The sequence below is a fragment of the Actinomadura oligospora ATCC 43269 genome (assembly GCF_000518265.1).
Lineage (GTDB): Bacteria > Actinomycetota > Actinomycetes > Streptosporangiales > Streptosporangiaceae > Spirillospora > Spirillospora oligospora.
The window spans coordinates 374,955-398,811 of record NZ_JADG01000010.1 but is presented as its reverse complement, the minus strand read 5'-3'; the positions used below and the strand labels follow the sequence as shown (position 1 = coordinate 398,811).

Here is a 23,857-nt window from a genome sequence, read left to right as displayed (position 1 = left end):
TGGCGAAAGCTTCATAATCTGGCATGAGTACGGAACGGTCGCGTCGGACATTAACACATGGGCAAGATACAAGGAGGTGAATGTCATGGACACCTACGAGCGTCCTACGTTGACAGAGCTCGGCGGTTTCGAAGAAGAGACCGACGGAGAAATGGGAACACTCCTCGAGTTCATCCTGGAACGAGACTCCTGAGCACTCAAGGTATGAGTTAGGGGCGGGCACTTGGCTGGGCTTCAGTCAGTGTCCGTTCCCGTGTTTCCTCGGGGGAGGCCGGGCGAGCGCCTTTCGGGTTCCCCAGAATTTTTTGATCGTCGCGATTCCGGAGTGTCATCGGTGTTTCCATCGCGTTGGTTTGTTGCTCTGCCCGACACTGAAGGCAGCGTCGGGATTTCGCAGGCGTTACATGAACTGTGCGTGGGCCGGGGGCGGCTGTCGGAGGTGAGGCATCCGTCTGGACGTCCGTGGTTGATCGGCTGCTGGGATCCCAGGCGGCTGGCGCTTGGCCGGTCTCGGGATGGGGTGATCGCGGTCCTCGGTGAGCACTCGGTCAGCGACGATTGGTTGACCACCCGAACCGCGGCCGCGTCCAGCGTCGCCGACCTGGACGCCGTGACGTCCGGAATCAGAGGCAGTGCCCACCTGGTCGCCTCGATCGGGGGGCGGGTCAGAGTGCAGGGCACCGCGTCGGGGTCCCGCCGGATCTACCGGTGCGTCGCGGATGGTGTCCCCGTCGTGAGCGACCGAGCGGGCATGCTGGCGCGGCTGATCCAGGCGGCGCCCGACCGGGCCCGGCTCGCTGTGCGGCTGCTGTCCAATGCGCCATGGCCGTTGGCGTGGGAGTCGGTTTGGTCTGGTGTCGAGGCCGTCCTTCCCGGCCACTACGTCCTGTTGCCCGGCGACGCACCGGCGAGAGAGGTCCGCTGGTGGTCGCCGCCAGAGCCGGAACTGGACGGGAAGCAAAGTGCCGAGCTGTTGTGCACCGCCCTCACAGACGCCGTCGCGGCTCGGGTGCGGCCCGGGGAGCGGGTCGTCACGGACCTGAGCGGGCTGGATTCCAGCACCGTTTGTTCGCTGGCCGTACGTGCCGGAGCCGAGGTGGTCGCGCTCACCGGCGCACAGCCCGACGCGCTTGACGAGGACGTCGCCTGGGCGCGGCGCACCGTCGCGGGGCTCCGCGAACGCGGCTACGACCTGCGGCACGACGTCATTCCGGCGATGGAGACACCCCTTGTCTTCGAGGGTGTCCTGGATTCGTGCGGCGACTTCGACGAGCCGTTCGGCAACCTGCACAATCAGGCGCGGTTCCGGTTCATGCTGCAGCGCGGTGCCGGACATCGGTCAAGGATGCACCTGACCGGGATCGGCGGCGACGAACTGTTCGTGAAGTCCTACCCGTGGCTGCTCAGCCTCACCCGGCGGAGTCCCCTGTCCGGGTTCGGGCAGGCACGTGCGATCGCAGGCCACAAGAAATGGCCCCTGGGCGCGTTCGGCCGGGCATTGCTGCGCCATCGAACCCATCCGACGTGGCTACGCGCAATGGCGGACGCCTTGGGCGGTCCGGCTGCGGACCCCAGGGCACCTCGCTCCCGATGGGGTACCGCGCCGGTGCTGCCGGCATGGGCCAGCGCCGAAGCCCTCGACCTCGTCCGCGAAGCCCTGCACTCAGCCGCGGACACCTATCGGCCATTGGCTGAGGACCAGGGCATGCACGTGCTGCTCGCCACCGTCCACGCCGGGGCCCGCGAGATGCTCTGCTTCCGGCAGATTGGCGAGCTGGAGAGAGTCGGCGTCTCAGCACCGTTCCTCGACGACACCGTGATGCATGCCGCGCTGTCGGTACGGCCGATCGAGCGGAACGAGTCAGGCCGTTACAAGCCCCTCCTCGTGGAGGCGATGCGGGGCATCGTGCCCGACACCACGCTGACCCGTGTCAGCAAATCCAGCACCACGATGACCTTCGTCCTCGGCAGCCGGGCGCACCGCGATCAGATCCTGGGCCTGGCCGAGGACTCCCACCTCGCCCGCGCCGGCCTCGTGGACCCGACGCGCCTGCGTGAGGCATGCCATCGCCCCATTGACGTGAGAACCCCGAACCAGCGCATCGAGCGGACGATCAGCTGTGAGATGTGGCTGCGAAACGAAAGTGAGAACGACGGTGTACACCTTGGCGTCTGAGATCTCGTGCGCCCGGACCGACTACGGCATGGTCCTGCTGGACGAGGTCAAGGGCCGGTACTGGACCCTCAACCCCACCGGCACGCTCGTTCTGGACTCCCTCTTGGGAGAAGGCAGGCCGGCGGACGCCGTCGCGGCCCTTATGCAGGAGTTCAACGCCGAGGAGAACGTCATGGCCGCCGACGTTCACAGCGTCATCGACGACCTCGTCTCAGCCGGGATCCTCGTCCAGGCGATGACTGACGGCGGCACGCGAACCGGAGGGTGAGATGTCCCCATCAGAGATCGTGGCACTCGACCCCGGCGGGCTAAACCGCCGGGAGCGGCTGGCCGCCCACACGGCCGTGCTCGCCGCGCGGGCACTGAAACGATGCCCGCCGCAGAGACTGCGCCACCTCATCGGAATGCTCGGCAAGGGCGCGCGCCCCTCGACATACGAGGAAGCCAGCCGAGCCCGCGCCGCGGTCACCAATGTCAGCATGCTGTGCGCCGGACCAAGGAGCTGCCTGTCTCGGTCGATCGCCACGGTGGTGCTGTGCCGAATGCGCGGCACCATTCCGACCTGGTGCGTCGGCGTACGAGTCGGACCGCCGTTCGGCGCACACGCGTGGGTGGTCGCCGAGGATCGTGATGTCGACGAGCCCTACCCCGTCGGCTATCACCGAGCGCTCATCACCGTCACGCCGCCGGTTTCGCAGGCTCGGCCCGTCGCCGTCGACCAGAGGCGAACCTAGTCCGGCCGAAGCCGAGGCGGGAACCCCTTGCTGGTCACGCACCGAGGAGTCGCTGCAGCCATACGGCTTGGGCGATGCGGTATTCAGGGGTGGCATAGGCCGCGTCGTAGTGCTGGATGAGGACGTGTGCGGGTTTGAGTGCTGCCGCGATGGTGGGGATGTCGCGGGTTTCCAGGTGGCAGGCTTGGGCGCGACCTGGGGGCCGGTCGATGTTGGACGCGTTGGCATGTGCGATCACCAGGGTGATCTCGGGGAGGATCTCGGCGACGCGGTCCAGCAGCCCGGCAGCCAGGTTGGTGTCAGAGGTGTACCAAATGCCGCTGGCCAGAGTCTGGTAGGCCAGGCCGATCGCGGAGCGGGTGCGGCCGGTCTCTTCGGTGTGCAGGGCGGGGGTGGCGTGGATGGTCAGGTCGCCGACCTTGATGGACGGTTCGCCGTCGCCTTCGGTGTCGGGATGAGCGAGCGTGACTTCCTCGGCCATGCCGCCTGCGTGATAGGGCGAGAACGCAGTGAACCGTTGGGCCGTGGTGGGGTTGACCACCAGCAAGGGGCGGCGGGCGGTGTGGCTGGCCATCGCTTCGGTGCAGGGGATGAGGTCGGTGTTCACGCGAAACGTGGGCACCTTCGTCGGACTGTCCTGCCCCGCCTGACGTGTTGACGCTGCCACTCTGAGTGGTTGATGGTGTGGGTGAGCATCGGAGGGTCACCCACCGCGCTATTCCGGGCTGCTCGGCGGTAGCCGCCGTGTGATCCGGTCGAACAGGTCCGTCAACGGCTCGCTGACGTCCTGCCCGAACTCAGACAGCCCGTAGGTGACCTGGGGCGGCATCGTCGGCTCCACCTTCCGCCAGATCAGGCCGTCCTGGACCAGCGCGCGCAGGGTCTGGGCGAGCATCTTCTCGCTGATGCCCTGGATGCTGTTGCGCAGTTCGTAGAACCGAAGGTCGTTGCTCCGCAACGAGATCAGCACCCAGACACCCCACCTGCTCGTCACGTGGTCGACCACCTCACGCGCGGGGCAGTCGGCGTGAAACACCTCATACCGGTCGCCCACCTCGGCCTGGGTCAGCTGCGCACCTTCCCTCATATCCCGAGCTTACCTCTGGGTATGTTCTTACGAAAAGTAAGCCCACCCTCCTAGCGTCGGTCACCGCAGCGCACAACTGACGAGGAGCTGAACATGATCGTGGTGACCGGGGCTACCGGGAATGTGGGCCGACCCTTGACGCAGGCCCTGGCCGAGGCGGGCGAGCAGGTGACGGCGGTGTCGCGGCGCGCGGTGGCGACACCGGACGGAGTCCGGCATGTGGCGGCCGACCTGGCCGAGCCGACAAGCCTCACACCCGCATTGGACGGGGCGAAGGCGCTGTTCCTCCTGCTGTCCGGCGACCTGCACGCCCCCGAGGCCAGGCCGGCCGACATCATCGGCTTGGCCGCGGCCAGTGGGGTCCGCCGGGTGGTCCTGCTGTCCTCGCAGGGCGTGGCGACCAGGCCGCTCGGCCCGTCGCGGGTCGCGATGCGCGCGCTGGAGGACGCGTTGCGGGAGTTCGGGCTGGACTGGGCCGTCCTGCGGCCGGGCGGCTTCGCCTCCAACGCCTTGGCCTGGGCGGAGTCCGTCCGCACCCGGGGGACGGTCGCCGCGCCCTTCGGCGACGTGGGGGTGCCGGTCATCGACCCTGCGGACATCGCCGAGGTCGCGGCCGCCTGCCTGCTGGACGACCGGCACACCGGCGGGGTCTACGAGCTGACCGGGCCGGAGGTGATCACGCCGCGTCGGCAGGCGGAGGCGCTTGCCTCGGCGCTCGGCTCGCCTGTACGGTTCCACGAACTCACCCGCGACGAGGCCAAGGCCATGATGACCCGATTCGTGCCGGCGGAGCTCGCCGACGACACCCTGGACATCATCTCCGCCCCGAACCCGGCCGAACTGCGGATCAGCCCGGACGTGGAACACGTCCTCGGCCGCGCCCCGCGCCCCTTCGACGACTGGGTCGCCCGCAATATCGCCGCCTTCCGCTGAGGCACGACTCACCTCAACCGCCCTGGCACCCTCGTGCGGCCGCAGCCGCACGAGGTCCCCGCCTCCGTAGCCGGTGAAGTCGCGTGACCGAGCGCCACGAGTACGTCCGGAACGGGCCGTGCTTGTTCACCGGTTGTGGCCGCCGTATGAAGGACGAACAAGTCCACATCTTGAGTTCTTACAGGGGGTTGTTCCTCAGCCAGGCGAGGACCTGCCCGGCGTGCTCGTTCGGGGGGAAGATCGGGTAGAAGGCGTGCTCGATGACGCCCCCACGGATGATCAGGGTGAGCCGTGTGTAGAGCGTCTGCCCACCGGCCTCGAACGCGGGAAGGGCGAGTTGCCGGGCGAGGCTGCGTCCAGGGTCGGAGAGCATCTGGAAGGGCAGGTGAAGCCGCTCGACGACCTCACGCTGATAGTCGGTCTCCTGGCTCGACAGGCCGTACACGTCGTCCGCGCCGGCAGCGAGAAGATCCTGGTGGTGATCGCGGAAGCCGCAGGCCTCGGGGGTGCAGCCGCGTGCCCCGGGATCGAGTCCCAGCCGTCGGGCACGTCGACGCCGGGACGTCCGGTGAGTGGGTAGATGTAGATCACCGTGCGGCCTGCGCCGAGCGCATCGAGGCGGACGGAGCCACCGCCGGTGCCCTGGAGTTCCAGGGGCGGCACCTTCGCGCCGGGCAGATGGGCGGCCGCACCGTCGTCCTCGGGGACGGGCAGGTCGGCGGGCAGGTTCATGTAGTCGGTCACCAGGTCCTCTCCTTCGTCGGCCGGTGGGAGACGGCTGCCACGGTTGGCGGCCCGGTGCAGGTGCGCGACCAGTACCGCCCGGCGGGCGGTGAGGCCATCGATCCGCTGCGTGAGCTCGTCGATCGCGTCCCGGTATCCGGCCAGCGAAGCCGGACAGTCGTCGGCGTGCCGGTGGCCCGCCGTGAGGCACTCCAGGAACGGGCGGGTCCGCTCGACCGGGATTCCGAGATCGGCGAGCGCTCGGATCTCCCGTGTGAGGCGCACGTCGTGCTCGTTGTAGTACCGGTAACCGTTGGCCAGCCGCCCGGGCACGAGCAAGCCCAGCGATTCGTAGTACCGCACCGCTTTGGTCGTCACACCCGCCCGGCGGGCAAGCTCACTGATCTGCATGCCGCTCACGTTGAAGAACGTAAACGTTGCCCACGAGGGCAAGGTCAAGGCGAGCCTGAGGGCGGACGCTCAGCCTCCGAATCGGACGCCACTACTGCATCGGGCGCCGACCTCGCCCATGTCAGTCGGACGGGAGTAGTCCGGCCGAAAGCACATGCCGGAGAACGACCGCTGTCGCGTCGGCGGCCTCCAGCAGTGCGAGTCCTACTCCGGCCAGGCCCTGGAAAAGCGGGACCGCGTCATGACCGTCCCGGTGCGGGTGATGCGGCTGTGAGACGGTTCCGCAACCCCGTGCTGCCGGGCTGCCGTCCGGACCCGTCGATCTGCCGCGTGGGCGACGACTTCTACCTCGTGACGTCGACGTTCGAGTGGTTCCCCGGCCTGCCGGTGCACCACAGCCGCGATCTGGTGCACTGGCGGCCGGTCGGGCACGCCCTCGACCGGCCGGAGCGGCTCCCGCTGGACGGCGTCCCCGCGTCCGGCGGACTGTACGCGCCCACGCTCCGCCACCACGACGGCACCTTCTACCTGGTCTGCACCCTCGTGGACGGCCCGGAGTGGTCGGGCCACTTCGTGATGGCGGCCCGCGATCCGTCCGGGCCGTGGTCGGCCCCGGTGCGGCTGGAGGGGGACGGCATCGACCCGTCCCTGTTCTTCGACGACGACGGCCGCGCCTGGTGCACCGCGACCCGGCCGACCGGGCGGTACGAGGGGCACACCGAGATCTGGCTGCGCGAGTTCGACCCGCGGTCGCTGTCCCTCGTCGGCGAGGAGCACGTGATCTGGGACGGAGTGCTGAAGGGCGCGATCTGGTCGGAGGGCTCGCACCTCTACCGCATCGGCGGGCGGTACCACCTGCTGACGGCCGAGGGCGGCACCGCGATGGACCACGCGGTGATGGTCGCGCGGGCCGACCGCGTCACCGGCCCCTACGAGGGGAGTCCCCGCAACCCGGTGCTGACCCACCGCCACCTCGGCGCCGGCCACCCGATCGTCGGGACGGGCCACGCCGACCTGGTGGAGACGCCGGACGGCGAGTGGTGGATGGTCCTACTCGCCATGCGCCCGCACCACGGCGACCGGTGCGCCCTCGGCCGCGAGACGTTCCTCGCCCCGGTCACCTGGGAGGACGGCTGGCCGGTCGCCGGCGGCGGCGCCGAGGCGGAGTTCCCCGCCGACGGCCGAACGGTCGCGGACGGCCAGCCCGTCGCCGACAGTCGGCCCGTCGCAGGCGGTCGAACGGTCGCAGGCGGTCGAACGGTCGCGGGCGGCCTGGTCGAGGCGGAGTGCCGCGCGCCGTCGCTGCCGGAGCATCCGTGGCCGGCCGTCCCGGCGTGCGACCAGTGCGACGGGCAGGAGCTCGCCCCGTCCTGGGTCATGCTGCGGACACCGCGCGAGCGGTGGTGGAGCCTGACCGACCGTCCCGGCCGGTTGCGGCTGCGGCTGCGTCCGGAGGGCCTCGCCGACGCCGCGAACCCGTCCTTCGTAGGACGGCGGCAGCAGCATCAGGACTTCGCCGCCTTCACCGCGCTCGACTTCACAGGCGGCCAGGAGGAGGAGGCCGGGCTCGCGCTCGTGCAGAACGGCGACTTCCATGTCGTGCTGGCCGCTACCGGCCGGGGGCTGCGGCTGGTCAAGCGGGAGCGGGGCGTCACGACCGTCCTTGCCGAGGCGCCGGGCGGGTCGGAGGTCGTCGGGCTCGGTTTCGAGGCCCACGGCCGCTGGTACCGGGCGTCCTTCGGCCCGTGTCCGGGACGATGGGAACCGCTGGGCGATCCGATCGACGGCGACTTCCTGACCAGCCAGGTCGCGGGCGGTTCACCGGCGTCCTCGTCGGCCTCTACGCCACCTCCAACGGCCGCCCCAGCACGAACCACGCCGACTTCGACTGGTTCGAGTACGTCCCGCTCTAGTCGCGCCTCTAGAGGAGGCGGGCGGGGTCGGCGATGACGCGCTCGATGACGAGGCCGGCGGCGCCGAGGACGGCCGCGCCCTCGGCCAGGCCGGACACCTCCACCGGCGGGACGCCGCGGCGCAGCGACCCCGTCCCGGCGGTGAGGGCTCCTTCGAGCGGCGGCCGGATCCACGCGGCCAGCGGCGAGAAGACCCCGCCGAGGACGATCGTGTCCGGGTCGATGAGGTTGACGACGGAGGCGAGCGCCCCGCCGAGCGCGCGGCCCGCGCGGTCCACGGCGGCCAGCGCGACGGGGTCGCCGCCGGTCAGCCGGTCGAGGAGCGCGTTCACCGAGCCGTCCGGGCCGGTGACCGTCCTCGCCTGCGGGATGCCGGCGGCGCGCAGCATCGCCTCCTGACCGGCGATCTGCTCCAGGCAGCCGCGCCCGCCGCACGAGCAGGGCGGGCCGGACGGGTCGGCGACCAGGTGGCCGAGCTCGCCCGCGAAGCCGTGCGCGCCGCGGAAGACCCGGCCGTCGACGACGATCCCGGCGCCGATCCCGATCTCGCCGGAGACGTGCACGAAGTCGCCGAGCCGAGCGCCGCCCCCGAACCACAGCTCGCCCAGCGCGGCGAGGTTCGCCTCGTTGTCGTACTCGGTGGGCAGCGGCGCGGGGGCGGCCGGCACGGCGACGGGGACGGGGACGTCGGTCCAGCCGAGGTTCGGGGCGTGCCGGACGACGCCGTGCTCGCGGTCGAGCAGGCCGGGCAGCGCGACGGCGGCTCCGGCGACAGCGAGTCCCTGACCGGCGACCGCCGCGACGGCCTCGGCGGCGAGCGCCGACAGCGCGGCGAGGACGTCGGCGGGCGGACGGCCGCGGTTGTCGGCGCTGACCACGTGCCGGTACCGGACCTGCTTGCCGAGGTCGAGCACGCAGGCGGCGAGGTAGTCGACGTTCACCTCGAGCCCGAGCCCGGCGGCGCCGTCCCCGGCGATCGACACGCCGACGCCCGGACGGCCGCGCTCCCCCTCGTGCACGAGCGCGCCGTCGCGGACGAGGCCCGCCCCCTCCAGCAGGCCGACCAGGTTGGAGACGGTGGTCTTGGTGAAGCCGGTCAGCTCGGCGAGCCGGGCCCGGGTGACGGGCTGGTGCCGGGCGATGTGCTCCAGCACGACCGCGAGGTTGCGGCCGCGCATCGTCGCGTGCCGGACGGGGGCGTTCCCGGACTTCGTCATGATCCCACCCTAATTCAATCGGCTGCCTGGGCAGGGACAACGCCATCTGCTACGTTAATTAGTCCAAGCTCTTTACGAAAGAGGGCGCATGGCCGAGACCCTGGTGGCGGGCGTCGACTCGTCGACGCAGTCGACGAAGGTCGTGCTCTGCCGCGCGGAGGACGGCGCCGTCGTCGCGCAGGCGTCGGCCCCTCACCCGGACGGCACCGAATGCCATCCCCGGCACTGGTGGGACGCGCTGTCGCGGGTCCGTGACGTGCTCGAACGCGCCGACGCGGTCGCCGTCGCCGCCCAGCAGCACGGGATGGTCGCGCTCGACGACGCGGGCGAGGTCGTGCGGCCCGCGCTGCTGTGGAACGACACCCGCTCCGCGCCGCAGGCCGCCGCGCTGGTCGCCGAGTTCGGCGGGCCCGGGGCGTGGGCGGAGCGGACCGGCAGCGTGCCGCTCGCCTCGTTCACCGTCGGCAAGCTGCGCTGGATGGCCGAGCACGAGCCGGAGAACGCCCGCCGCACCGAGCGGGTGATGCTCCCGCACGACTGGCTGACCTGGCGGCTCGGCGCGAGCGAACCGGTCACCGACCGGGGCGACGCGTCCGGCACCGGCTACTGGTCCCCCGCCACCGGCGCCTACCAGCCCGACCTGCTGCGCGCCGCACTCGGGCACGACGCGGAGCCGCCGCGCGTCGCCGGGCCCGGCGAGACGGTCGGCGAGACGTCCTGGGGCGCGGCGCTCGGCCCCGGCACCGGCGACAACATGGGCGCCGCGCTCGGCCTCGGGCTGGAGCCCGGCGACGTCGTCGTGTCGATCGGGACGTCCGGGACGGCGTTCGCGGTGGCGGACGCCCCTGCCGCCGACCCGTCCGGGCTGGTCGCCGGGTTCGCCGACGCGACCGGCCGGTTCCTGCCCCTGGTCTGCACGCTGAACGCCGCCCGGATCCTGTCGTCCGCCGCGTCCCTCGTCGGCGCGAACCTGGAGGAGCTGTCGGCGCTCGCACTCGCCGCCGAGCCGGGATCGGGCGGCCTGACGCTGCTGCCCTACCTCGACGGCGAGCGCACCCCGGACCGTCCCGATGCCACCGGGGTGCTCGCCGGACTCACCACGTCCAACGCCACTCGCGAGAACGTCGCCCGAGCCGCGGTCGAGGCGCTGCTGTGCTCCCTCGCCGACGCCGTCGGCCACCTCGCCGCGCCGGGCGTCGTGCCCCGCCGCACCCTGCTCATCGGCGGCGGCACGCGCTCGGAGGCCGTCCGGACCCTGGCCCCGGCGATCCTGGGCACGCCGGTCACCGTGCCGGAGCCCGCCGAATACGTCGCGCTCGGCGCCGCCCGCCAGGCCGCCTGGGCGCTGGCGGGCACGGCCGAACCGCCCCGCTGGCCCGCTCCGCCCGCCACCGAGCACACCACCTCTGCCCCCGCCGACGGGGAGCTGATCCGAGCGCGCTACGCCGCCCTGCGCGACTCCGCCCCGCAGATCTGACAAGGAGACCCATGAGCGACTACGCCCCCGTCCCGGAGGACCGGTTCTCGTTCGGCATCTGGACGGTCGGCTGGCAGGGCGTCGACGTGTTCGGCCTCGGCACCCGGCCGCCGATGCCCGCCGACCGCGCCGTCCGGAAGCTCGCGGAGATCGGCGCCCACGGCGTCAACTTCCACGACAACGACGTGTTCGACTTCGACGCCTCCCCCGCGGAACGCCAGGGGAGGATCGACGCGTTCAGGAAGGCGCTCGACGAGACGGGCCTGGTCGTCACCACCGCGACGACCAACCTGTTCTCCCACCCGGTCTTCAAGGACGGCGCGTTCACCGCCAACGACCGCGACGTCCGCCGGTTCGCGCTGCGCAAGGTCATGGACAACCTCGACCTCGCCGCCGAGCTGGACGCCGAGACCTACGTGTGCTGGGGCGGCCGCGAGGGCGCCGAGTCGGGCGCCGCCAAGGACGTCCGAGCCGCCCTGGACCGTTACAGGGAGGCGTTCGACGTCCTCGGCGCCTACGTCGCCGACCAGGGCTACGACCTGCGCTTCGCCATCGAGCCGAAGCCGAACGAGCCGCGCGGGGACATCCTGCTCCCCACCATCGGCCACGCCCTCGCCTTCATCCAGACCCTCGAACGGTCCGAGAACGTCGGCCTCAACCCCGAGGTCGGGCATGAGGAGATGGCCGGCCTCAACTACGCGCACGGCCTCGCCCAGGCGCTGTGGCAGGGCAAGCTGTTCCACATCGACCTGAACGGCCAGCACGGCCCCCGCTACGACCAGGACCTGCGCTTCGGCGCGGGCAACGCGCGCGGCGCGTTCTGGGTCGTCGACCTCATCGAGAACAGCGACTACACCGGTCCGATCCACTTCGACTTCAAGCCGCCGCGCACCGAGGACGACGAGGGCGTCTGGGAGTCGGCGCGGGCCTGCATGCGCAACTGGCTGATCCTGCGCGGGAAGGCCCGCGCCTTCCGCGCCGACCCCGAGGTCCAGGACGCCCTGCGCCGCGCGAAGCTCGACGAACTGGCCGTCCCGACCCTCGCCGACGGCGAGGACTGGCGCTCCGTCCGCGACGCGTCCCCCGACATCGAAACCCTCGCCACCCGCGGCTCCGCCTTCGAACATCTCGACCAACTGGCCCTGGAACACCTCTACGGCGTGCGGTAGAAACGCCGTCCCAAGCCCGAACGGTTTCCGAGAAGCGCCTGGCCCGACACGGGTGGCGAACCGGCCCAGCACCGCACCGCATCGCGGCGGAAATCGAGAACTGTTGGGGTCATCCGCCGTCGTCGACGACGGCTTCGCAAGCCCTACGATCACCGACCATGACGCGAGACGAGCCCGCTGAGGGCCGGACGTTCCTCGACATCTTCGCCCGGGCCCTGGCCGAGGTGGACGACGACATCTGGCGGTTCCAGATACTGCCAGGCGGTCCCACGCTGGTGGCCCGGACCTCACTCAACATCGACCAGGCTGTCTTCCAGGACGCCCAGCAGACACCGATCGCCACGTTCGCCGGGCTGAGCGCCGAGTTGGCCTGGCACGAGGAGCCCGAGGTCTCCCCCTGGGGCTCGTCCTGGGGCTCCTCGCACTTCGACCTACCCGCCGGGACGACGATGACCATCCCCAACCAGCCCCCACTCCCCGTCACCGGCGTAACTCTTCGATTCCACAAAGAAACCCGCCCACTCCAGGCCACCCAGGAAGAGAACGCCTTCGCCGACCTCGCGTCACTCTGGCTATGGGGCTAACAAGCCCACGGCCCACCAGCATCAGCTGAACTCGAGACCGCCTCGTCCTGGACCCTCGCTTCACGCCGAACCCCGCCCAGCGCCCCCACACGGCGGGGACCGCCAGCCTCTTCACGCGTCAGAATCTCCAGGAATGCAGGCCAGCGGAGGCCAGTCGGCAGCGCATGTCGGTGCCCGGCCGCGCCCCCGCCGCCGTCCGCTTTGTCTGGCGTAGGTGGGTGGGGATTGCCAGACAATTTTCCGCCCCCAAGGCTGGGGTCCGGGCGGCCGTCCCCGGCCGTGCGCCCCGCACCCGGTATCCGGCGCAAGGGAGCAGCATGCGCACACACGTCAGGATCCTCATCGCCACCGTGGCCGCGACCACCGGCCTCACCCTGGCCGCCGCCCCCGCCCAAGCGGGCGACGACTTCTGGCCGAGCACGGGCGGATTCGCCCCGGCGGGCGACGACTACTGGCCGAGCGGCGGCGGGTTCGCCCCACCGAAGGACGACTTCTACCCGGGCCACGGAGGGTACGCCCCGGCGGGCAACGACTACTGGCCACACTCCGGCGGGTTCGCCCCGCCCAGGGAGGACTTCTACCCAGGCACCGGCGGGTGACGATTCCCAGCCGCGCTGCGACGGTCGCTCCCGCGTGGGCCAGTCGGCCCACGCGGGGGTCCTCGCCCGCCGACGGAGCAGCGGGCAATGGTTAGGTCGTTGCCCGTCGACCGGCCCGTCCGTAGATGCGGGTGAGCGCGTGTTCGGCCTCCTAGACCCGATCCTCGGATCGGTAGGCGGTGGCCGGGGGAACTTGTCAGCCGTCGGATGACGACGTGGAGCGCGGGGGCGGCGGGTTCGCGAGCGTGCCTGCGGTTCTGCGTTTACCACGCTGCGCTACTATCTGTAACGCTGCGTGTTGTCGGGGCGATATGCGGACGGGCGTCGGGGTTGACGTGCGGCACTGGCGAAGCGTCGGGCCGACGAGCCGTATCGCGCATATCGGATGTTGGTGGAGAAGTGGGATGGCGCTCTGCGGAGGCCGCGAGGTTCAGGTGACGGTTCGGTCATCTGGCCAGGGGTGTGTCGGGTCTTGAGTTGCACCAGATGCATCGGCGGGCGTGCGTGCCGACCGAGCCGCGGGGGTGCTGGGCGTCGGGGGCTCGGTCGGTCCGCGCGGCGGAACCTGCTCGCCATGGACATCGGTCTGTCTTGAAGGGATCACGATGGCTATCTCCCAGGCAATGTGGGTCCACGGTCACGCGCTGCAGAACGAGAACCCGGCCCTGACCGTCGGACGGATCGGCTGGGCCGGGCAGATCCGGCATCCCGGGACGTCGGGCTGGTATCACCTGGCCATCCCCACCGCCGTCATCATCACCGACATCCGGCTGCGGGTCGACGCCGCCATGGTCATGTTCTCCACCGGCGCCCAGGGCTCCATCAAGAGCTTCCACGTCTGGGACGGGGACAACAAGATCCTCGGTCTGGACGGCCTCAACCTCACCGGCACGAACGTGTTCAGCCGGTTCGTCCTTCCGCAGAACCCGCGCCCGTCCGTCCGGTGGGGTCTGGGCATCTCCATCTTCACCGCCCTGGGCACCGACCCGAACGCCGCGTGGGTCGACATCCACTCCGGCGGGGTCGACCTCATCTAGGGGGATGGCCATGGCCAACGTCACGACCCATCACAACGACAACGCCCGCACCGGCGCGTACACGGTCGAAACCCGGCTCACTCCCGCCAACGTCAACTCCGGCACCTTCGGCGAGTTGTACTCCCGGCATGTCGAAGGGGACGTCTACACGCAGCCGCTCTACGTGCACGGTGTTGCCACCGGCGGCGGCGCCAAGAACCTCTTCTACGTCGCCACCAGCACCAACATGGTGTACGCCTACGACGCCGACAACCTCGCCACCGACCCCGCCACCCCGGCCGTGTGGTCGAGGCGGCTGCGGCCCTACCGCATCCTGAGCAATTCCGAAATGTGCCGCGAGACCGTCGGATCGGTCGGGGTCACCAGCACTCCCGTCATCGACCCGGCCACCGGCATCATGTACATCGTCGCCCGTGCGGGCACCTCCCCGGGCGCGTCCGACGACGGGGCCAACTACCTGCACGCCCTCGACATCGGGCACGGCGGCGACCGCATTCCCCCCGTCCGGATCTCCGCCTCCGCCGCGGCCACGAGCCCCGCCTCCGGAACCCTCACATTCGACACCCGGTTCCAACGCAACCGTCCGGCCCTGCTCCTGCAGGGCGGCGTCGTCTACCTCGGCTGGGGCACCTTCAGCTGCGACGCCGGTCCCTATCACGGGTGGATCCTCGGCTACCGGGCCTCCGACCTGGCACCGGCCGCGGTGTTCTGCACCTCGACCGGAGCCCGCGCGGCAGGCGTCTGGCAGTCCGGGGCCGGCCTGGTCGGCAGCTCGGACGGGCACATCTACTTCGCCACCGGCAACGAGTTCCTGCTCGCCGGGAGTCCCGGTCCCGGCTCGCCAGGCAACCTGGGCGACAGCGTCGTCCGGCTGCGGCCCACCGGTGCCTGGCCGGGCCTTGCCCTGGCGGGCCGCTTCACGCCTCGCAACGCGGGGTTCCTGCGGGACGGGTACGGCACTCCGGAGCAGTTCGGCGACACCGACCTCGGTTCCGGCGGGCCCACCCTCCTGCCCAACGGGGTGCTCGTCATGGGCGGCAAGCAGAGCCGCATCTACACCCTGGACGCCACCACCATGGCGTTGCGCCAGGACAGCAGCCCACCCGACTGGCAGCTTCCCGGCGTCAACCCCGACCATATCGGCGAGGGTTTCCAGGCCTTCTACAACCAGCACATGGGGACGAGCCCCTACACGCCCCGCGCGTTGGACAACTTCGCCAGTACCGAGGCGTTCGGCTCGAACATCCACGGCAATCCCGTTTACTGGACGGGCACGAGCTGCATTTACCACATGGCCGAGAAAGACCACCTCAAAGCGTTCCGGTATGACCGGACCGCCCGACAGGTCGTCTACGACGTCGATCCCGTCACCAAGGCCACCCGTCCCTTCGGGGAAAGCAACGAAGCACCCAACATCGGCATGCCCGGCGGCTCCTGCTCCATCTCCGCCAACGGCGACACCAACGGCATCGTCTGGGTGTCCTACCCGCAGAACGACGGCCAGTGGCAGAAGGTGTCCGGCTACCTCGTCGCCTACGCCGCCACTCCCGGCGGCGCCAGCGGGAAGCTGCTCCAGGAGCTGTGGCGCGACTCCAGGAACGTCCTGTACGCCAAGTTCAATCCCCCGACCATCGCCGAAGGCAAGGTCTTCCGCGCCACCTTCGCCCCCAACGACGCCCACAACAACTACATCGGCCCCGCCAGCGTCATCGTCTACGGACTCACGCATCACCCCGTCCAACGCGCTTCGGCGGCCGTCGGCCTCGGCGTGGCCGAGGGAGGCGGGGTCACCACTCCGCCCGCCGAAGCGGCGGTCGAACCGGAGCCGTCGAGCCCGGGCGAGCGCGCGATCCGCGACTACCACCTCAGCCAGGGCGGAACCGCGGGGAAGCTGGGCACGCCCGACGGGCCGGTCGAGGACGTCCGCAACACACGCGGTGTTCCCGGGCTCGTGCAGCACTACCGGGGTGTCGGTCACGACCCCACGGCCACCTGCAGGCGTCCCGCTCCTGGCACACCCACCGTCGCCACCGTCGTGTGGAGCGCCGACACCGGCGCACACGCCCTGTACGGAGCCACCCGCGACCGCTGGCTCGAGAGCGGCGGCGCCGCCGGGGAATACGGCTTCCCCACCGCCGGCAGTACGGATACCTCCGTCCGCTTCGAGCACGGCGAGATCCGCCAGGATCCTGACACCGATTGATCGTCCCGGTGCGATAGAAAACCGGACGGTCAGGCGAACGGAAGTGGCGCGAGTGTGGACAGACAACAGCGTGGCGGGCCTGGAAAGGTCTCTGATACAGGCGCAATCTGGCGCCGGTTCTTTACTTGGTCGATGTAGCGGTATCGCCTCACACGGGTGAGGGGCATCCGATGCGAAGGGACGGTCGAATGGACGAGCAGTCGATGGTGTGGCGGACACCTGACTTCGAGGTGGTCAACACCTCGCTGGAGGTCACGGCGTACTATCCGGGATCGCTCTCGGGACCGGCGGCCGAGCCCGAGTAGCCGTCCGCCGATGCGCGTACGCGTGCTCGGGACGGCGGCCGGGGGCGGCGTCCCGCAGTGGAACTGCGGCTGCGGGGGGTGTGCCGGAGCCCGCCGCCATCCCGAGCGGCGCCGTTCCCATGCCTCCCTCGCCGTCAGCGGCTCGTCCGCCGGGCCCTGGTATGTGGTGAACGCGACGCCGGACCTGACCGACCAGATCGAGGCGTGGGCTGACCTGCGGCCCGAGCCCGGCGGCAGGCGGTCGCCGCTCGCGGGAGTGATCCTCACCGATGCGGAACTCGACCACACGCTCGGACTGTTCCAGCTTCGGGAGGCCTCGCGCGTCAGCGTCCTGTCGACGGCCGCGGTGTGGCGCGGGCTGTCGAACGGACTGCGCGTCCACGAGGTGCTGGCGCCCTACACCGACCTGTCGTGGCGGGAGTTGCGCGACGGCGAGAGCGTCCGGCTGGACGGCGGTCTGCGGGTCCGGGCGGTACCGGTGTCGGGCAAGCGTCCTCGCTACGCCGCCGAGGAGCGCGCGGGGCACTGGTCGGTGGCGCTGCGCATCGACGGCGAACGCGGCAGCCTGGTCTACGCGCCGGCGATCGCGGACTGGTCTCCCGAACTCGACAAGGAACTGTCCGACGCCGACTGCGTGTTCGTCGACGGCACCTTCTGGGACGACCAGGAGCCCCGCACCGCCGGGTTCTCCCGCCGCACGGCCACCCAGATGGGCCATCTGCCGATCAGCGGGCCTTCGGGAACGGCCGGGAGGCTCGCCCGCCTGCCGGCCCGGCACCGCTTCTACACCCACCTGAACAACACCAACCCGCTGACCGATCCGGACGCGCCGCAGCACGCCCTGCTGGCGGCCGACGGGATCGAGGTCGCCGCCGAAGGGATGATCCTCGAACCGTGAGCACGCCGTGGACACCCACCGAGTTCGAGCAGCGGCTGCGCGCCGCCGGCAACGAGCGCTACCACCACCGGCACCCGTTCAACGTCCGGATGCACGACGGCCTGCTCAGCCCCGAGGAACTGCGCGTCTGGATCGCGAACCGCTTCTACTACCAGCGCAACATCCCGGCCAAGGACGCGCTGATCGTGGCCAAGCTGGACACCCGGGAGCTCCGGCGGGCCTGGATCCGCCGCATCCACGACCACGACGGCCATGACGGCGACGAGGGCGGCATCGAGCGCTGGCTGCGGCTCGGCGAGGCGGCGGGCCTGGAACGCTCCGCGCTGGAGTCGGGTGAGGGCGTGCTGGCCGGGGTCCGGCTGGCCGTGGACGGCTACGTCAACTTCGTCCGGCTGGCCACGCCGCTCGAGGCCGTCGCCTCGTCGCTGACCGAGGTGTTCGCCCCCGACCTGATGGAGCGGCGGACGGCGGCGTTCGAGGAGCACTACGGCTGGATCGACCGGGAGGGCCTGCGGTACTTCCAGGTCCGTCCCCCGCAGGGACGCCGGGACAGCCGCGAGGCCCTCGACCTCGTCCGCCGGTGGGCGACCACCCGGGCCGACCAGGACAGGGTGCTGGCCGCGCTGGACTTCAAGTTCGACGTGCTGTGGTCGCTGCTGGACGTGGTCGAGCACGCCTGCGCGCAGAAGTGAACGCCGCGGAATGGCGTCCGAGGATCCGGCGCGGAATCGTCCTGAGGTGGGACGGGGTGCGCGAGTCCGACATCCTGCTGATGCCCGAGCGCGTGGTGGTGCTCAACCCGCAGGCCGGGCAGATCCTCCGGCTGTGCGACGGCACGCGGACCGCGGCCGACATCTCCACCATCCTGGCCGAACGCTTCCCGAACGCTCCCGTCGCCACCGAAGTGCCGACCTTCCTGCGGCGGATCCAGGACCAGGGCTGGTTCGCATGATTCGGCGGATCCGGGACCAAGGCTGGTTCGCGTGACCGGGCGGATCCAGAGTCAGGGCTGGTTCGCGTGATCCGGCCGCCGTGGGCGCTGCTGGCCGAGGTCACGCACGCGTGCCCGCTGCACTGTCCGTACTGCTCCAACCCGCTTCAGCTCGTCCGGCGGTCCGCCGAGCTCGGCACCGCGGACTGGGCGCGAGTGCTGGACGAGGCGGGTGAGCTGGGCGTCGTCCAGGCTCACATCTCCGGCGGCGAACCGCTGCTGCGGCCCGACCTCACCGAGATCGTCACCGCCGCCGACCGGGCGGGGATCTACACCCAGCTCGTCACGAGCGGGGTCGGCCTCACCGCGAACCGGCTCGCCGAGCTGACCACCGCCGGTCTGAACAGCGTGCAACTGTCGGTCCAGGACGCCACCCCGGCCCGCTCCGACCACATCGCGGGACGGGACTCCTTCGACGACAAGTGCCGCGCCGCCGCGATCATCCGTGAGGCGGATCTGCCCTTCGGCCTCAACATCGTGCTGCACCGGCTGAATCTCGACCATCTCGACGACATCATCAGGCTCGCCGTGACGTGGGGGGCGGACCGCGTCGAGCTGGCCAACACCCAGTTCTACGGCTGGGCCCTGCGCAACCGGCGCGCGCTGATGCCGGGCCAGGACCAGCTCGCTGCGGCGCGCGAGACGGTCGCGGCCTGGCAGAAGCGCCTCGGCGGGGTCCCCGAGCTGATCTGGGTGCTGCCCGACTGGGCCGATGGTGTCGCCAAGCCCTGCATGGGCGGCTGGGGCACCACCTCGGTCACCGTCGCGCCGGACGGCACCGCGCTGCCCTGCCCGGCGGCCTCCAGCATCGACGGCTTGGACGCGCCGAACGTCCGCGACCTGCCACTCCGCTGGATCTGGGAGGAGTCAGCGGCCTTCGGCCGCTACCGGGGCACCGCCTGGATGCCGGAGCCGTGCCGAAGCTGCCCGTCCAAGGAAACCGACTTCGGCGGCTGCCGCTGTCAGGCCTACGCCCTCACCGGCGACGCCGCCCGCACCGACCCGGCCTGCCGACTCTCCCCAGACCACCACCTCGTCCAGCCCACTCCAGGAACCGCCCCCCTCACCTACCGAATGCCCCAGTAACTGCGGCCAGTTGTCTCGAGACGGGCGGCTGTCACGCAGGTGCGGAGCCGCATTGGCGGGCGCCGGTGGTGAGACTGGCGCACACGGTGGCGGAGGCGGAGGTGGGGGCCGCCAGCATGGGCGTGCTCGCGGCCCCTCCCGAGGAGAGGACCTTGGCCTTGGCGGTATGGCCCCCAACGGCGATTTCGACGCGGTCATACCGCCGCCCCTGCTTCAGGAGGCCCCACAAGGCACGGCAGGACCGGCTGTAGCGCAGTTGTACGAGCGCATAGTCGACCCGCACGACAGTGGCGGTCACCGCGTCGCTCTCGCACCCGCGTGCACCGGCGGGTTGCTGCTCGCAAGTGGTGTCCTGACAGCCCTGCCCGGTCGCGACTACCGGCTGCGACGTTCTCGGCCGTTCTTTCTGCGGCGAGGACGCCGTTGAGGACGGTCCAGCCGTCCAAAGCCCCACCCCCAGGCCGCCTGCGGCCACTCCCGCCGCGACGGCCAAGGCCGCCGCTACGCGGTGCCTTCGAGTCGCCCGCCGTGTTTCGCGGGGCAGCTCGGTCGGCGGGCCCGACGGAGCATCGTCGTCGCTTGGGAGCCTCCGATCGCTCTCGGCTGGCTTCGACGACGTGCTTTGCTCGTCGGGCTTCGAAGCTTCTCCAGACGGTGCCAATCGCGGCAAGGCGACGCGATGCCGGTGAGCGTGGTCGGCCAGCTCCCACAGCGCCAGCAGTGCGTGCCGGTCGACATCGGCGAGCTCGGCCAGCGCCACGACCACCTCACGAGGCGGCACCGCCTGCCCGTTGAAGTAGCGTCCCCACGCCGACCTGCTGGCTGGCGTCTTTCGCGCCAGCACGTCCAGACTCGGCCCGGCGGCGTCCTTGATCTCGCGCAGCCGAACGGCCAGGCGCCGGACCTCCGGCGCCAGATTCTCTGGAAGAGGCTGCCAAACCTGCACGCGCGATCCCCGTTCCATCGACCAACCCGCCACCGTCTTCGATGCCCCACCTACCCACGGAGTTCCCCCAGAGCGACGACACCCGGCCCTTTAGGACGTCGACCAGCGGCCGACCTGCGTCGAGGTGGTAAAGCCTGACCCGCGCCGACCCGGCTCGCTTGTTTTTGACGGCCTGCAGCGGACTGGCTCGTCGGCTGTCGGGATCTCGCGCCAGGCGTCCGACCTCGCCGGGGGGCGGGGCTTGCCCGCGGTCCCGCCAGATCCCGCGTCCGGGCGCGTCCCGGCGCGTTCCGGCAGGTCAGCGGGGTGCTGTCTCGCCGTTTCCCGATCTCGCCTCGCAGGTCGTCGCAGGGCAGCAGGGCGCACCGGCCTGGGTGACCGCGGCGCTCCTGGGGAGGACGGCCGCCAAGGACGTCCCAGCGGAGGCAGTCCACTGGCCAGTTGAGGTGTTCGCGCAGTTCGTCGGGGTCGCCGTGCCGCCAATCGGGCCAGGGCTTCGTCCAGGTCTGGCCTTCTTCCCTGGGCTGGCGGACGGGCAGACCGGCCGCGAGGAACGCTCGGTGGTCGTCAGCGAACTCGAAGCCGTACTCGTGCTCGATGCGGTCGAACTCCGCATCGGTCAGCCCTTCCTCTATGTCACAGCAGTCCAGCTGCGCCAACCGTTGTGCGGCCTGTAGTCCCCATCGGAGACCCGCTTCACTGATCACGTTGGAACCCGTAGCGCGGCAGCCTGTGCCGCCAAGGCGTGCACTCCTCACCCGGGCACCTCTTCCGGTTCGCTGAGTTCTTCCCGGAGCGCACGGTGACGGGCTTCCCGTCCGGCATCTTCCACGGCAACGTGATCTTGACTGGTGGGTGGGCCTTGGCGTGCTCGGAGACGCGGCGCGCGAGGACGTCGGCCAGGTCCGCACCGCGCGCCTTGCCGCCCTTCGCGGGCTCAGCGGCAGCGGTCGCAGCGACAACCCCGTTCGGGGGATGAGCCGGGGCGGGCTTCTGGTCGACACCTTGGGGGCTTCAGGTCGGAGTGCCCCTGTTTACGGCCTCATGGACACCTCGAACCTCGCGATGTCCTCGGCTGGCTGTGAAATTGGGGTTGGGAGCCAGGTGCTGGTCTGTTTGGGAGCCGGGGTCGGGCGAGGCGGTAGGAGTCGGTACCGGTCTCGGTGATGTTTCCGGCGAAGGTGAGCCGGTCGACGATGGCTGCGCAGAGGCGTGGGTCGGTGAACGTGCGGGTCCAGCCGGAGAAGGACTCGTCGGAGGCGATGACGACGCTGTCTTCTCGGGGCTTGAGCAGCTACCGAACGGCCGGTCACGTTAGGGAGCCCGGCGGGCTCGTGTTGTCGTGACCGGCCGTTCCGATGCGGGTGGTGCGCTCAGGAGGGTGGTCTGTGACCAGTTCGATCTCGATGGTCAGGACTCCCAGCGCTTCCTTCTCCGGTCCTCAGATACGGCGGATGTTGGCGCGTTGCTGGTGGCGTTGCAGCTGCGCCGGGCCGGCTCAGATGAGGTGATGGCGGTTCAGCCAGCCGGCGATGGCCTGGCCGATGGCGTGGGGCTGGTCCTCGGGGGCCTGGTGGCCCGCGGGTCCGATCCCTTCGATTTCGAGGGCGGCGATGGTCCGGCGGGCCCAGTCCACGATCTCGGGGGAGGCGATACCGACGCCCTCCTCGACCGTGAGGAGAAGTTTGGGCACTTCGGGGCTGCCGGCAAGCCATTCGCCGTAGGCGTCCATGCGCTCGGCCACATCGGCCGGTTCGCGGTCGTAGGGAATCTCGCGAGGCCACTGGAGCAACGGAAGGCGCGACGCAGGGTCGGTGTAGGGCGCGCGGTAGACGTCGTGGTCCTCTGGGCTGAGGCCTGTCTTGATGGCGAACGGGTGGGGCAGGGCGAACTCGATGGCGGCATTCTCCTCCAGCAGTAGCCGCTCGCCGAGCCCGGGGGTCCGCAGCGCCTTGGAATGGTCGATCACGTCCTGCGGCAGCTCCGCCCACATCTGCGGCCGCAGGAACGTCTCCAGGACGGCGACGCCGCGCACCTGGTCGGGGTGGCGTGCGGCACGGTCCATGGCCAGCGCGCCGCCCCAATCGTGGCCGACCAGGACGGCCTCCTTCAGCTCCATGGCTTCGAACCACGCGTCCAGATAGCGGGCGTGGTCGGCGAAGCGGTAACCGATGTCGGGCTTTCCGGAGGCGCCCATCCCGATCAGATCAGGCGCCAGGACCCTGGCGCGATCGGCGACGTGCGGGATGACGTTGCGCCAGATGTAGGACGAGGTGGGGCTGCCGTGCAGGAACACCACGGGCGACTCGCCCTGCCCGGTCTCTGTGTAGGCGAGGTGGGAGTCGAGGACGGCGACGGTGTGCATGATCGTTAGTCCCTTCGCTGGTTCGGCACCTGGAACCTAGATCTGCACTCCTCCAACTGTCAACATTCCAACTAATGCTGATGCAACCGTCACTAAGAGAATCATCAGCCTGCTAACATCACGCCCGGAGGTGAGGCTCGTGCCCGACCAGGCGGAAAACGTCGTCGACGACGAATCCGGACCGCTGCATGCGACCACCGGTCACCTGATGCGCCGTGTGTTCACGACCGTCACCGCTCACGCCGTGAAGGACGGGCCCCAGTCGCGCGAGTTCGTGGTGCTCGACATCCTCGCCGACGCGGACGCCCCCTCCCAGCAGGACCTCGCCCACCGACTCGGCATCAACCGCACGATCATGGTCAGGCTGCTCGATCGGCTCCAAGAGGCGGGCCATGTCGTCCGCACCCGCAACCCGGCCAACCGCCGCACCTACATGCTGTCGCTGACCGAGGCCGGTCGTACCGCCCTGGACGGCATGCGCCAAGCCGTCGCCGACAGCGACGCCCGGGTCACCGCCGCGCTCACCGACCTCGAACGGCAGCGCCTCACCGCGCTGTTGACCATGCTCGTCGCCGACGACGGGCCGTCCGCCATCCACAGCATCGAGCACCTGATAGCTCAAGCCCACTACCGCCTGCGCCGTCTCGGGGATCATCGGCTCGCGGAGCACGGCCTGCGCACCCGCCACTTCGCCTTGCTGCCCGCGCTGGACCGGCTCGCCCCCTGCCCGCAAGAGCAACTGGCCCGATACCTGCACCTGACCGAGCCCGCCACCGCATCGCTCGTCGAGGAACTGGTCCAGGCCGGCCTCGTGTCCCGCGGCCAGGACCCGAACGACCGACGCCGCTATGCCCTACAGCTCACCGACCTCGGCCGCGCCCGCATACCTGTCGTGCGTGAAGCCCTGGAGAGCATGGAACGCGACATCGACGACCTCCTCGGCCCGGACGGCGCGCAAGAACTTCGCGTCCTTCTCACCAAGCTCCTGCCGTAAGCGGATCGA

General features: G+C 70.5%; 25 protein-coding genes and 2 pseudogenes. 19 read left to right on the top strand and 8 right to left on the bottom strand.

Going from position 1 to position 23,857, the window contains the following annotated elements; genetic code table 11:
- The first annotated feature begins 85 nt into the window (after positions 1-85).
- The 4 genes from P696_RS55990 to P696_RS0117960 all read left to right on the top strand — a co-directional run bounded on the left by P696_RS55990 (position 86) and on the right by P696_RS0117960 (position 2,910).
- Complete coding sequence (locus P696_RS55990; protein ID WP_157429764.1) at positions 86-193, top strand: keywimysin-related RiPP; 108 nt, start codon at positions 86-88, stop codon at positions 191-193.
- A gap of 540 nt (positions 194-733) precedes the next feature.
- Positions 734-2,176: an asparagine synthase-related protein gene (locus P696_RS0117970; protein ID WP_157429763.1), complete on the top strand. Its 1,443-nt coding sequence runs from the start codon at positions 734-736 to the stop codon at positions 2,174-2,176.
- The gene (locus tag P696_RS46370) at positions 2,166-2,444 is read left to right on the top strand and encodes a lasso peptide biosynthesis PqqD family chaperone (RefSeq protein WP_211245778.1); all 279 of its coding nucleotides are present in this window, start codon (positions 2,166-2,168) and stop codon (positions 2,442-2,444) included. The genes P696_RS0117970 and P696_RS46370 overlap by 11 nt, the downstream gene beginning before the upstream one ends.
- A gap of 19 nt (positions 2,445-2,463) precedes the next feature.
- The gene (locus P696_RS0117960) at positions 2,464-2,910 is read left to right on the top strand and encodes a lasso peptide biosynthesis B2 protein (protein ID WP_245627707.1); all 447 of its coding nucleotides are present in this window, start codon (positions 2,464-2,466) and stop codon (positions 2,908-2,910) included.
- A 34-nt stretch (positions 2,911-2,944) separates the two neighbouring features.
- Here P696_RS0117960 and P696_RS0117955 read toward each other — a convergent pair whose 3' ends face one another.
- Positions 2,945-3,517 carry an MBL fold metallo-hydrolase gene (locus tag P696_RS0117955; RefSeq protein WP_026413407.1) on the bottom strand — a complete coding sequence of 191 codons (573 nt, stop codon included), beginning with the start codon at positions 3,515-3,517 and terminating at the stop codon, positions 2,945-2,947.
- A gap of 108 nt (positions 3,518-3,625) precedes the next feature.
- The gene (locus P696_RS0117950) at positions 3,626-3,997 is read right to left on the bottom strand and encodes a winged helix-turn-helix transcriptional regulator (protein WP_026413406.1); all 372 of its coding nucleotides are present in this window, start codon (positions 3,995-3,997) and stop codon (positions 3,626-3,628) included.
- 93 nt (positions 3,998-4,090) lie between these two features.
- Between P696_RS0117950 and P696_RS0117945 the strand changes: the two genes are divergently transcribed.
- Positions 4,091-4,930 carry an SDR family oxidoreductase gene (locus P696_RS0117945; protein ID WP_026413405.1) on the top strand — a complete coding sequence of 280 codons (840 nt, stop codon included), beginning with the start codon at positions 4,091-4,093 and terminating at the stop codon, positions 4,928-4,930.
- A gap of 178 nt (positions 4,931-5,108) precedes the next feature.
- Here the strand turns inward: P696_RS0117945 and P696_RS46365 are convergent, their stop codons facing one another.
- Together P696_RS46365 and P696_RS59330 are read right to left on the bottom strand one after the other, a co-directional pair.
- Positions 5,109-5,864: a peroxiredoxin gene (locus P696_RS46365; protein ID WP_211245788.1), complete on the bottom strand. Its 756-nt coding sequence runs from the start codon at positions 5,862-5,864 to the stop codon at positions 5,109-5,111.
- 29 nt (positions 5,865-5,893) lie between these two features.
- Positions 5,894-6,064 (bottom strand): annotated as a pseudogene (locus P696_RS59330) (MerR family transcriptional regulator); the annotation flags it as partial.
- A 270-nt stretch (positions 6,065-6,334) separates the two neighbouring features.
- Here P696_RS59330 and P696_RS46360 point away from each other — a divergent pair.
- Positions 6,335-7,867 (top strand): annotated as a pseudogene (locus tag P696_RS46360) (glycoside hydrolase family 43 protein); the annotation flags it as partial.
- The gene (locus P696_RS59325; RefSeq protein ID WP_425394155.1) at positions 7,822-7,977 is read left to right on the top strand and encodes a beta-xylosidase family glycoside hydrolase; all 156 of its coding nucleotides are present in this window, start codon (positions 7,822-7,824) and stop codon (positions 7,975-7,977) included. The pseudogene P696_RS46360 and the gene P696_RS59325, both read left to right, overlap by 46 nt.
- An 8-nt stretch (positions 7,978-7,985) precedes the next feature.
- Here P696_RS59325 and P696_RS0117925 read toward each other — a convergent pair whose 3' ends face one another.
- Positions 7,986-9,194, bottom strand: coding sequence for an ROK family transcriptional regulator (locus tag P696_RS0117925; protein WP_026413404.1), 1,209 nt, complete (start codon positions 9,192-9,194; stop codon positions 7,986-7,988).
- 88 nt (positions 9,195-9,282) lie between these two features.
- On the opposite strand from P696_RS0117925, the gene xylB reads away from it, so the two are divergent.
- The 10 genes from xylB to pqqE all read left to right on the top strand — a co-directional run bounded on the left by xylB (position 9,283) and on the right by pqqE (position 19,543).
- Positions 9,283-10,671 carry a xylulokinase gene (xylB, locus tag P696_RS0117920; protein WP_026413403.1) on the top strand — a complete coding sequence of 463 codons (1,389 nt, stop codon included), beginning with the start codon at positions 9,283-9,285 and terminating at the stop codon, positions 10,669-10,671.
- 11 nt (positions 10,672-10,682) lie between these two features.
- Entirely contained in the window at positions 10,683-11,840 is a 1,158-nt protein-coding gene (gene xylA / locus P696_RS0117915) for a xylose isomerase (RefSeq protein WP_026413402.1), read from the top strand.
- A gap of 158 nt (positions 11,841-11,998) precedes the next feature.
- Complete coding sequence (locus tag P696_RS0117910; RefSeq protein WP_026413401.1) at positions 11,999-12,424, top strand: hypothetical protein; 426 nt, start codon at positions 11,999-12,001, stop codon at positions 12,422-12,424.
- Between the two features lie 317 nt (positions 12,425-12,741).
- Entirely contained in the window at positions 12,742-13,023 is a 282-nt protein-coding gene (locus tag P696_RS0117905) for a hypothetical protein (protein WP_026413400.1), read from the top strand.
- A 605-nt stretch (positions 13,024-13,628) separates the two neighbouring features.
- On the top strand, positions 13,629-14,060 hold the full coding sequence (locus P696_RS0117900; RefSeq protein ID WP_157429762.1) for a DUF6623 family protein: 432 nt from the start codon (positions 13,629-13,631) through the stop codon (positions 14,058-14,060).
- Between the two features lie 10 nt (positions 14,061-14,070).
- Positions 14,071-16,263 (top strand): LGFP repeat-containing protein, encoded by a 2,193-nt coding sequence (locus tag P696_RS0117895; protein ID WP_157429761.1) that lies wholly within the window; start codon positions 14,071-14,073, stop codon positions 16,261-16,263.
- A gap of 315 nt (positions 16,264-16,578) precedes the next feature.
- A complete protein-coding gene (gene pqqB / locus P696_RS0117885; protein WP_026413397.1) occupies positions 16,579-17,466 on the top strand; it encodes a pyrroloquinoline quinone biosynthesis protein PqqB in 888 nt (295 codons plus the stop codon).
- Entirely contained in the window at positions 17,463-18,158 is a 696-nt protein-coding gene (gene pqqC / locus P696_RS0117880; RefSeq protein WP_026413396.1) for a pyrroloquinoline-quinone synthase PqqC, read from the top strand. Before pqqB ends, pqqC begins: the two co-directional genes overlap by 4 nt.
- The gene (gene pqqD, locus P696_RS0117875) at positions 18,047-18,418 is read left to right on the top strand and encodes a pyrroloquinoline quinone biosynthesis peptide chaperone PqqD (protein ID WP_342669020.1); all 372 of its coding nucleotides are present in this window, start codon (positions 18,047-18,049) and stop codon (positions 18,416-18,418) included. Before pqqC ends, pqqD begins: the two co-directional genes overlap by 112 nt.
- 66 nt (positions 18,419-18,484) lie before the next feature.
- The gene (gene pqqE / locus P696_RS0117870) at positions 18,485-19,543 is read left to right on the top strand and encodes a pyrroloquinoline quinone biosynthesis protein PqqE (RefSeq protein WP_051467813.1); all 1,059 of its coding nucleotides are present in this window, start codon (positions 18,485-18,487) and stop codon (positions 19,541-19,543) included.
- A 31-nt stretch (positions 19,544-19,574) separates the two neighbouring features.
- On the opposite strand, the gene P696_RS0117865 is transcribed toward pqqE, so the two are convergent.
- Complete coding sequence (locus tag P696_RS0117865; protein ID WP_026413393.1) at positions 19,575-20,489, bottom strand: helix-turn-helix domain-containing protein; 915 nt, start codon at positions 20,487-20,489, stop codon at positions 19,575-19,577.
- Positions 20,490-20,935: 446 nt separating this feature from the next.
- Between P696_RS0117865 and P696_RS55985 the strand changes: the two genes are divergently transcribed.
- The gene (locus P696_RS55985; protein ID WP_157429760.1) at positions 20,936-21,166 is read left to right on the top strand and encodes a hypothetical protein; all 231 of its coding nucleotides are present in this window, start codon (positions 20,936-20,938) and stop codon (positions 21,164-21,166) included.
- A gap of 365 nt (positions 21,167-21,531) precedes the next feature.
- Here the strand turns inward: P696_RS55985 and P696_RS58785 are convergent, their stop codons facing one another.
- Positions 21,532-21,783, bottom strand: coding sequence for an ATP-binding protein (locus P696_RS58785; RefSeq protein WP_211245787.1), 252 nt, complete (start codon positions 21,781-21,783; stop codon positions 21,532-21,534).
- A 204-nt stretch (positions 21,784-21,987) separates the two neighbouring features.
- The gene (locus P696_RS0117850; protein WP_026413390.1) at positions 21,988-22,854 is read right to left on the bottom strand and encodes a haloalkane dehalogenase; all 867 of its coding nucleotides are present in this window, start codon (positions 22,852-22,854) and stop codon (positions 21,988-21,990) included.
- A gap of 139 nt (positions 22,855-22,993) precedes the next feature.
- Here P696_RS0117850 and P696_RS0117845 point away from each other — a divergent pair, with 139 nt between their 5' ends.
- Positions 22,994-23,848, top strand: coding sequence for a MarR family winged helix-turn-helix transcriptional regulator (locus tag P696_RS0117845; protein WP_245627706.1), 855 nt, complete (start codon positions 22,994-22,996; stop codon positions 23,846-23,848).
- The last annotated feature ends 9 nt before the right edge of the window (positions 23,849-23,857 follow it).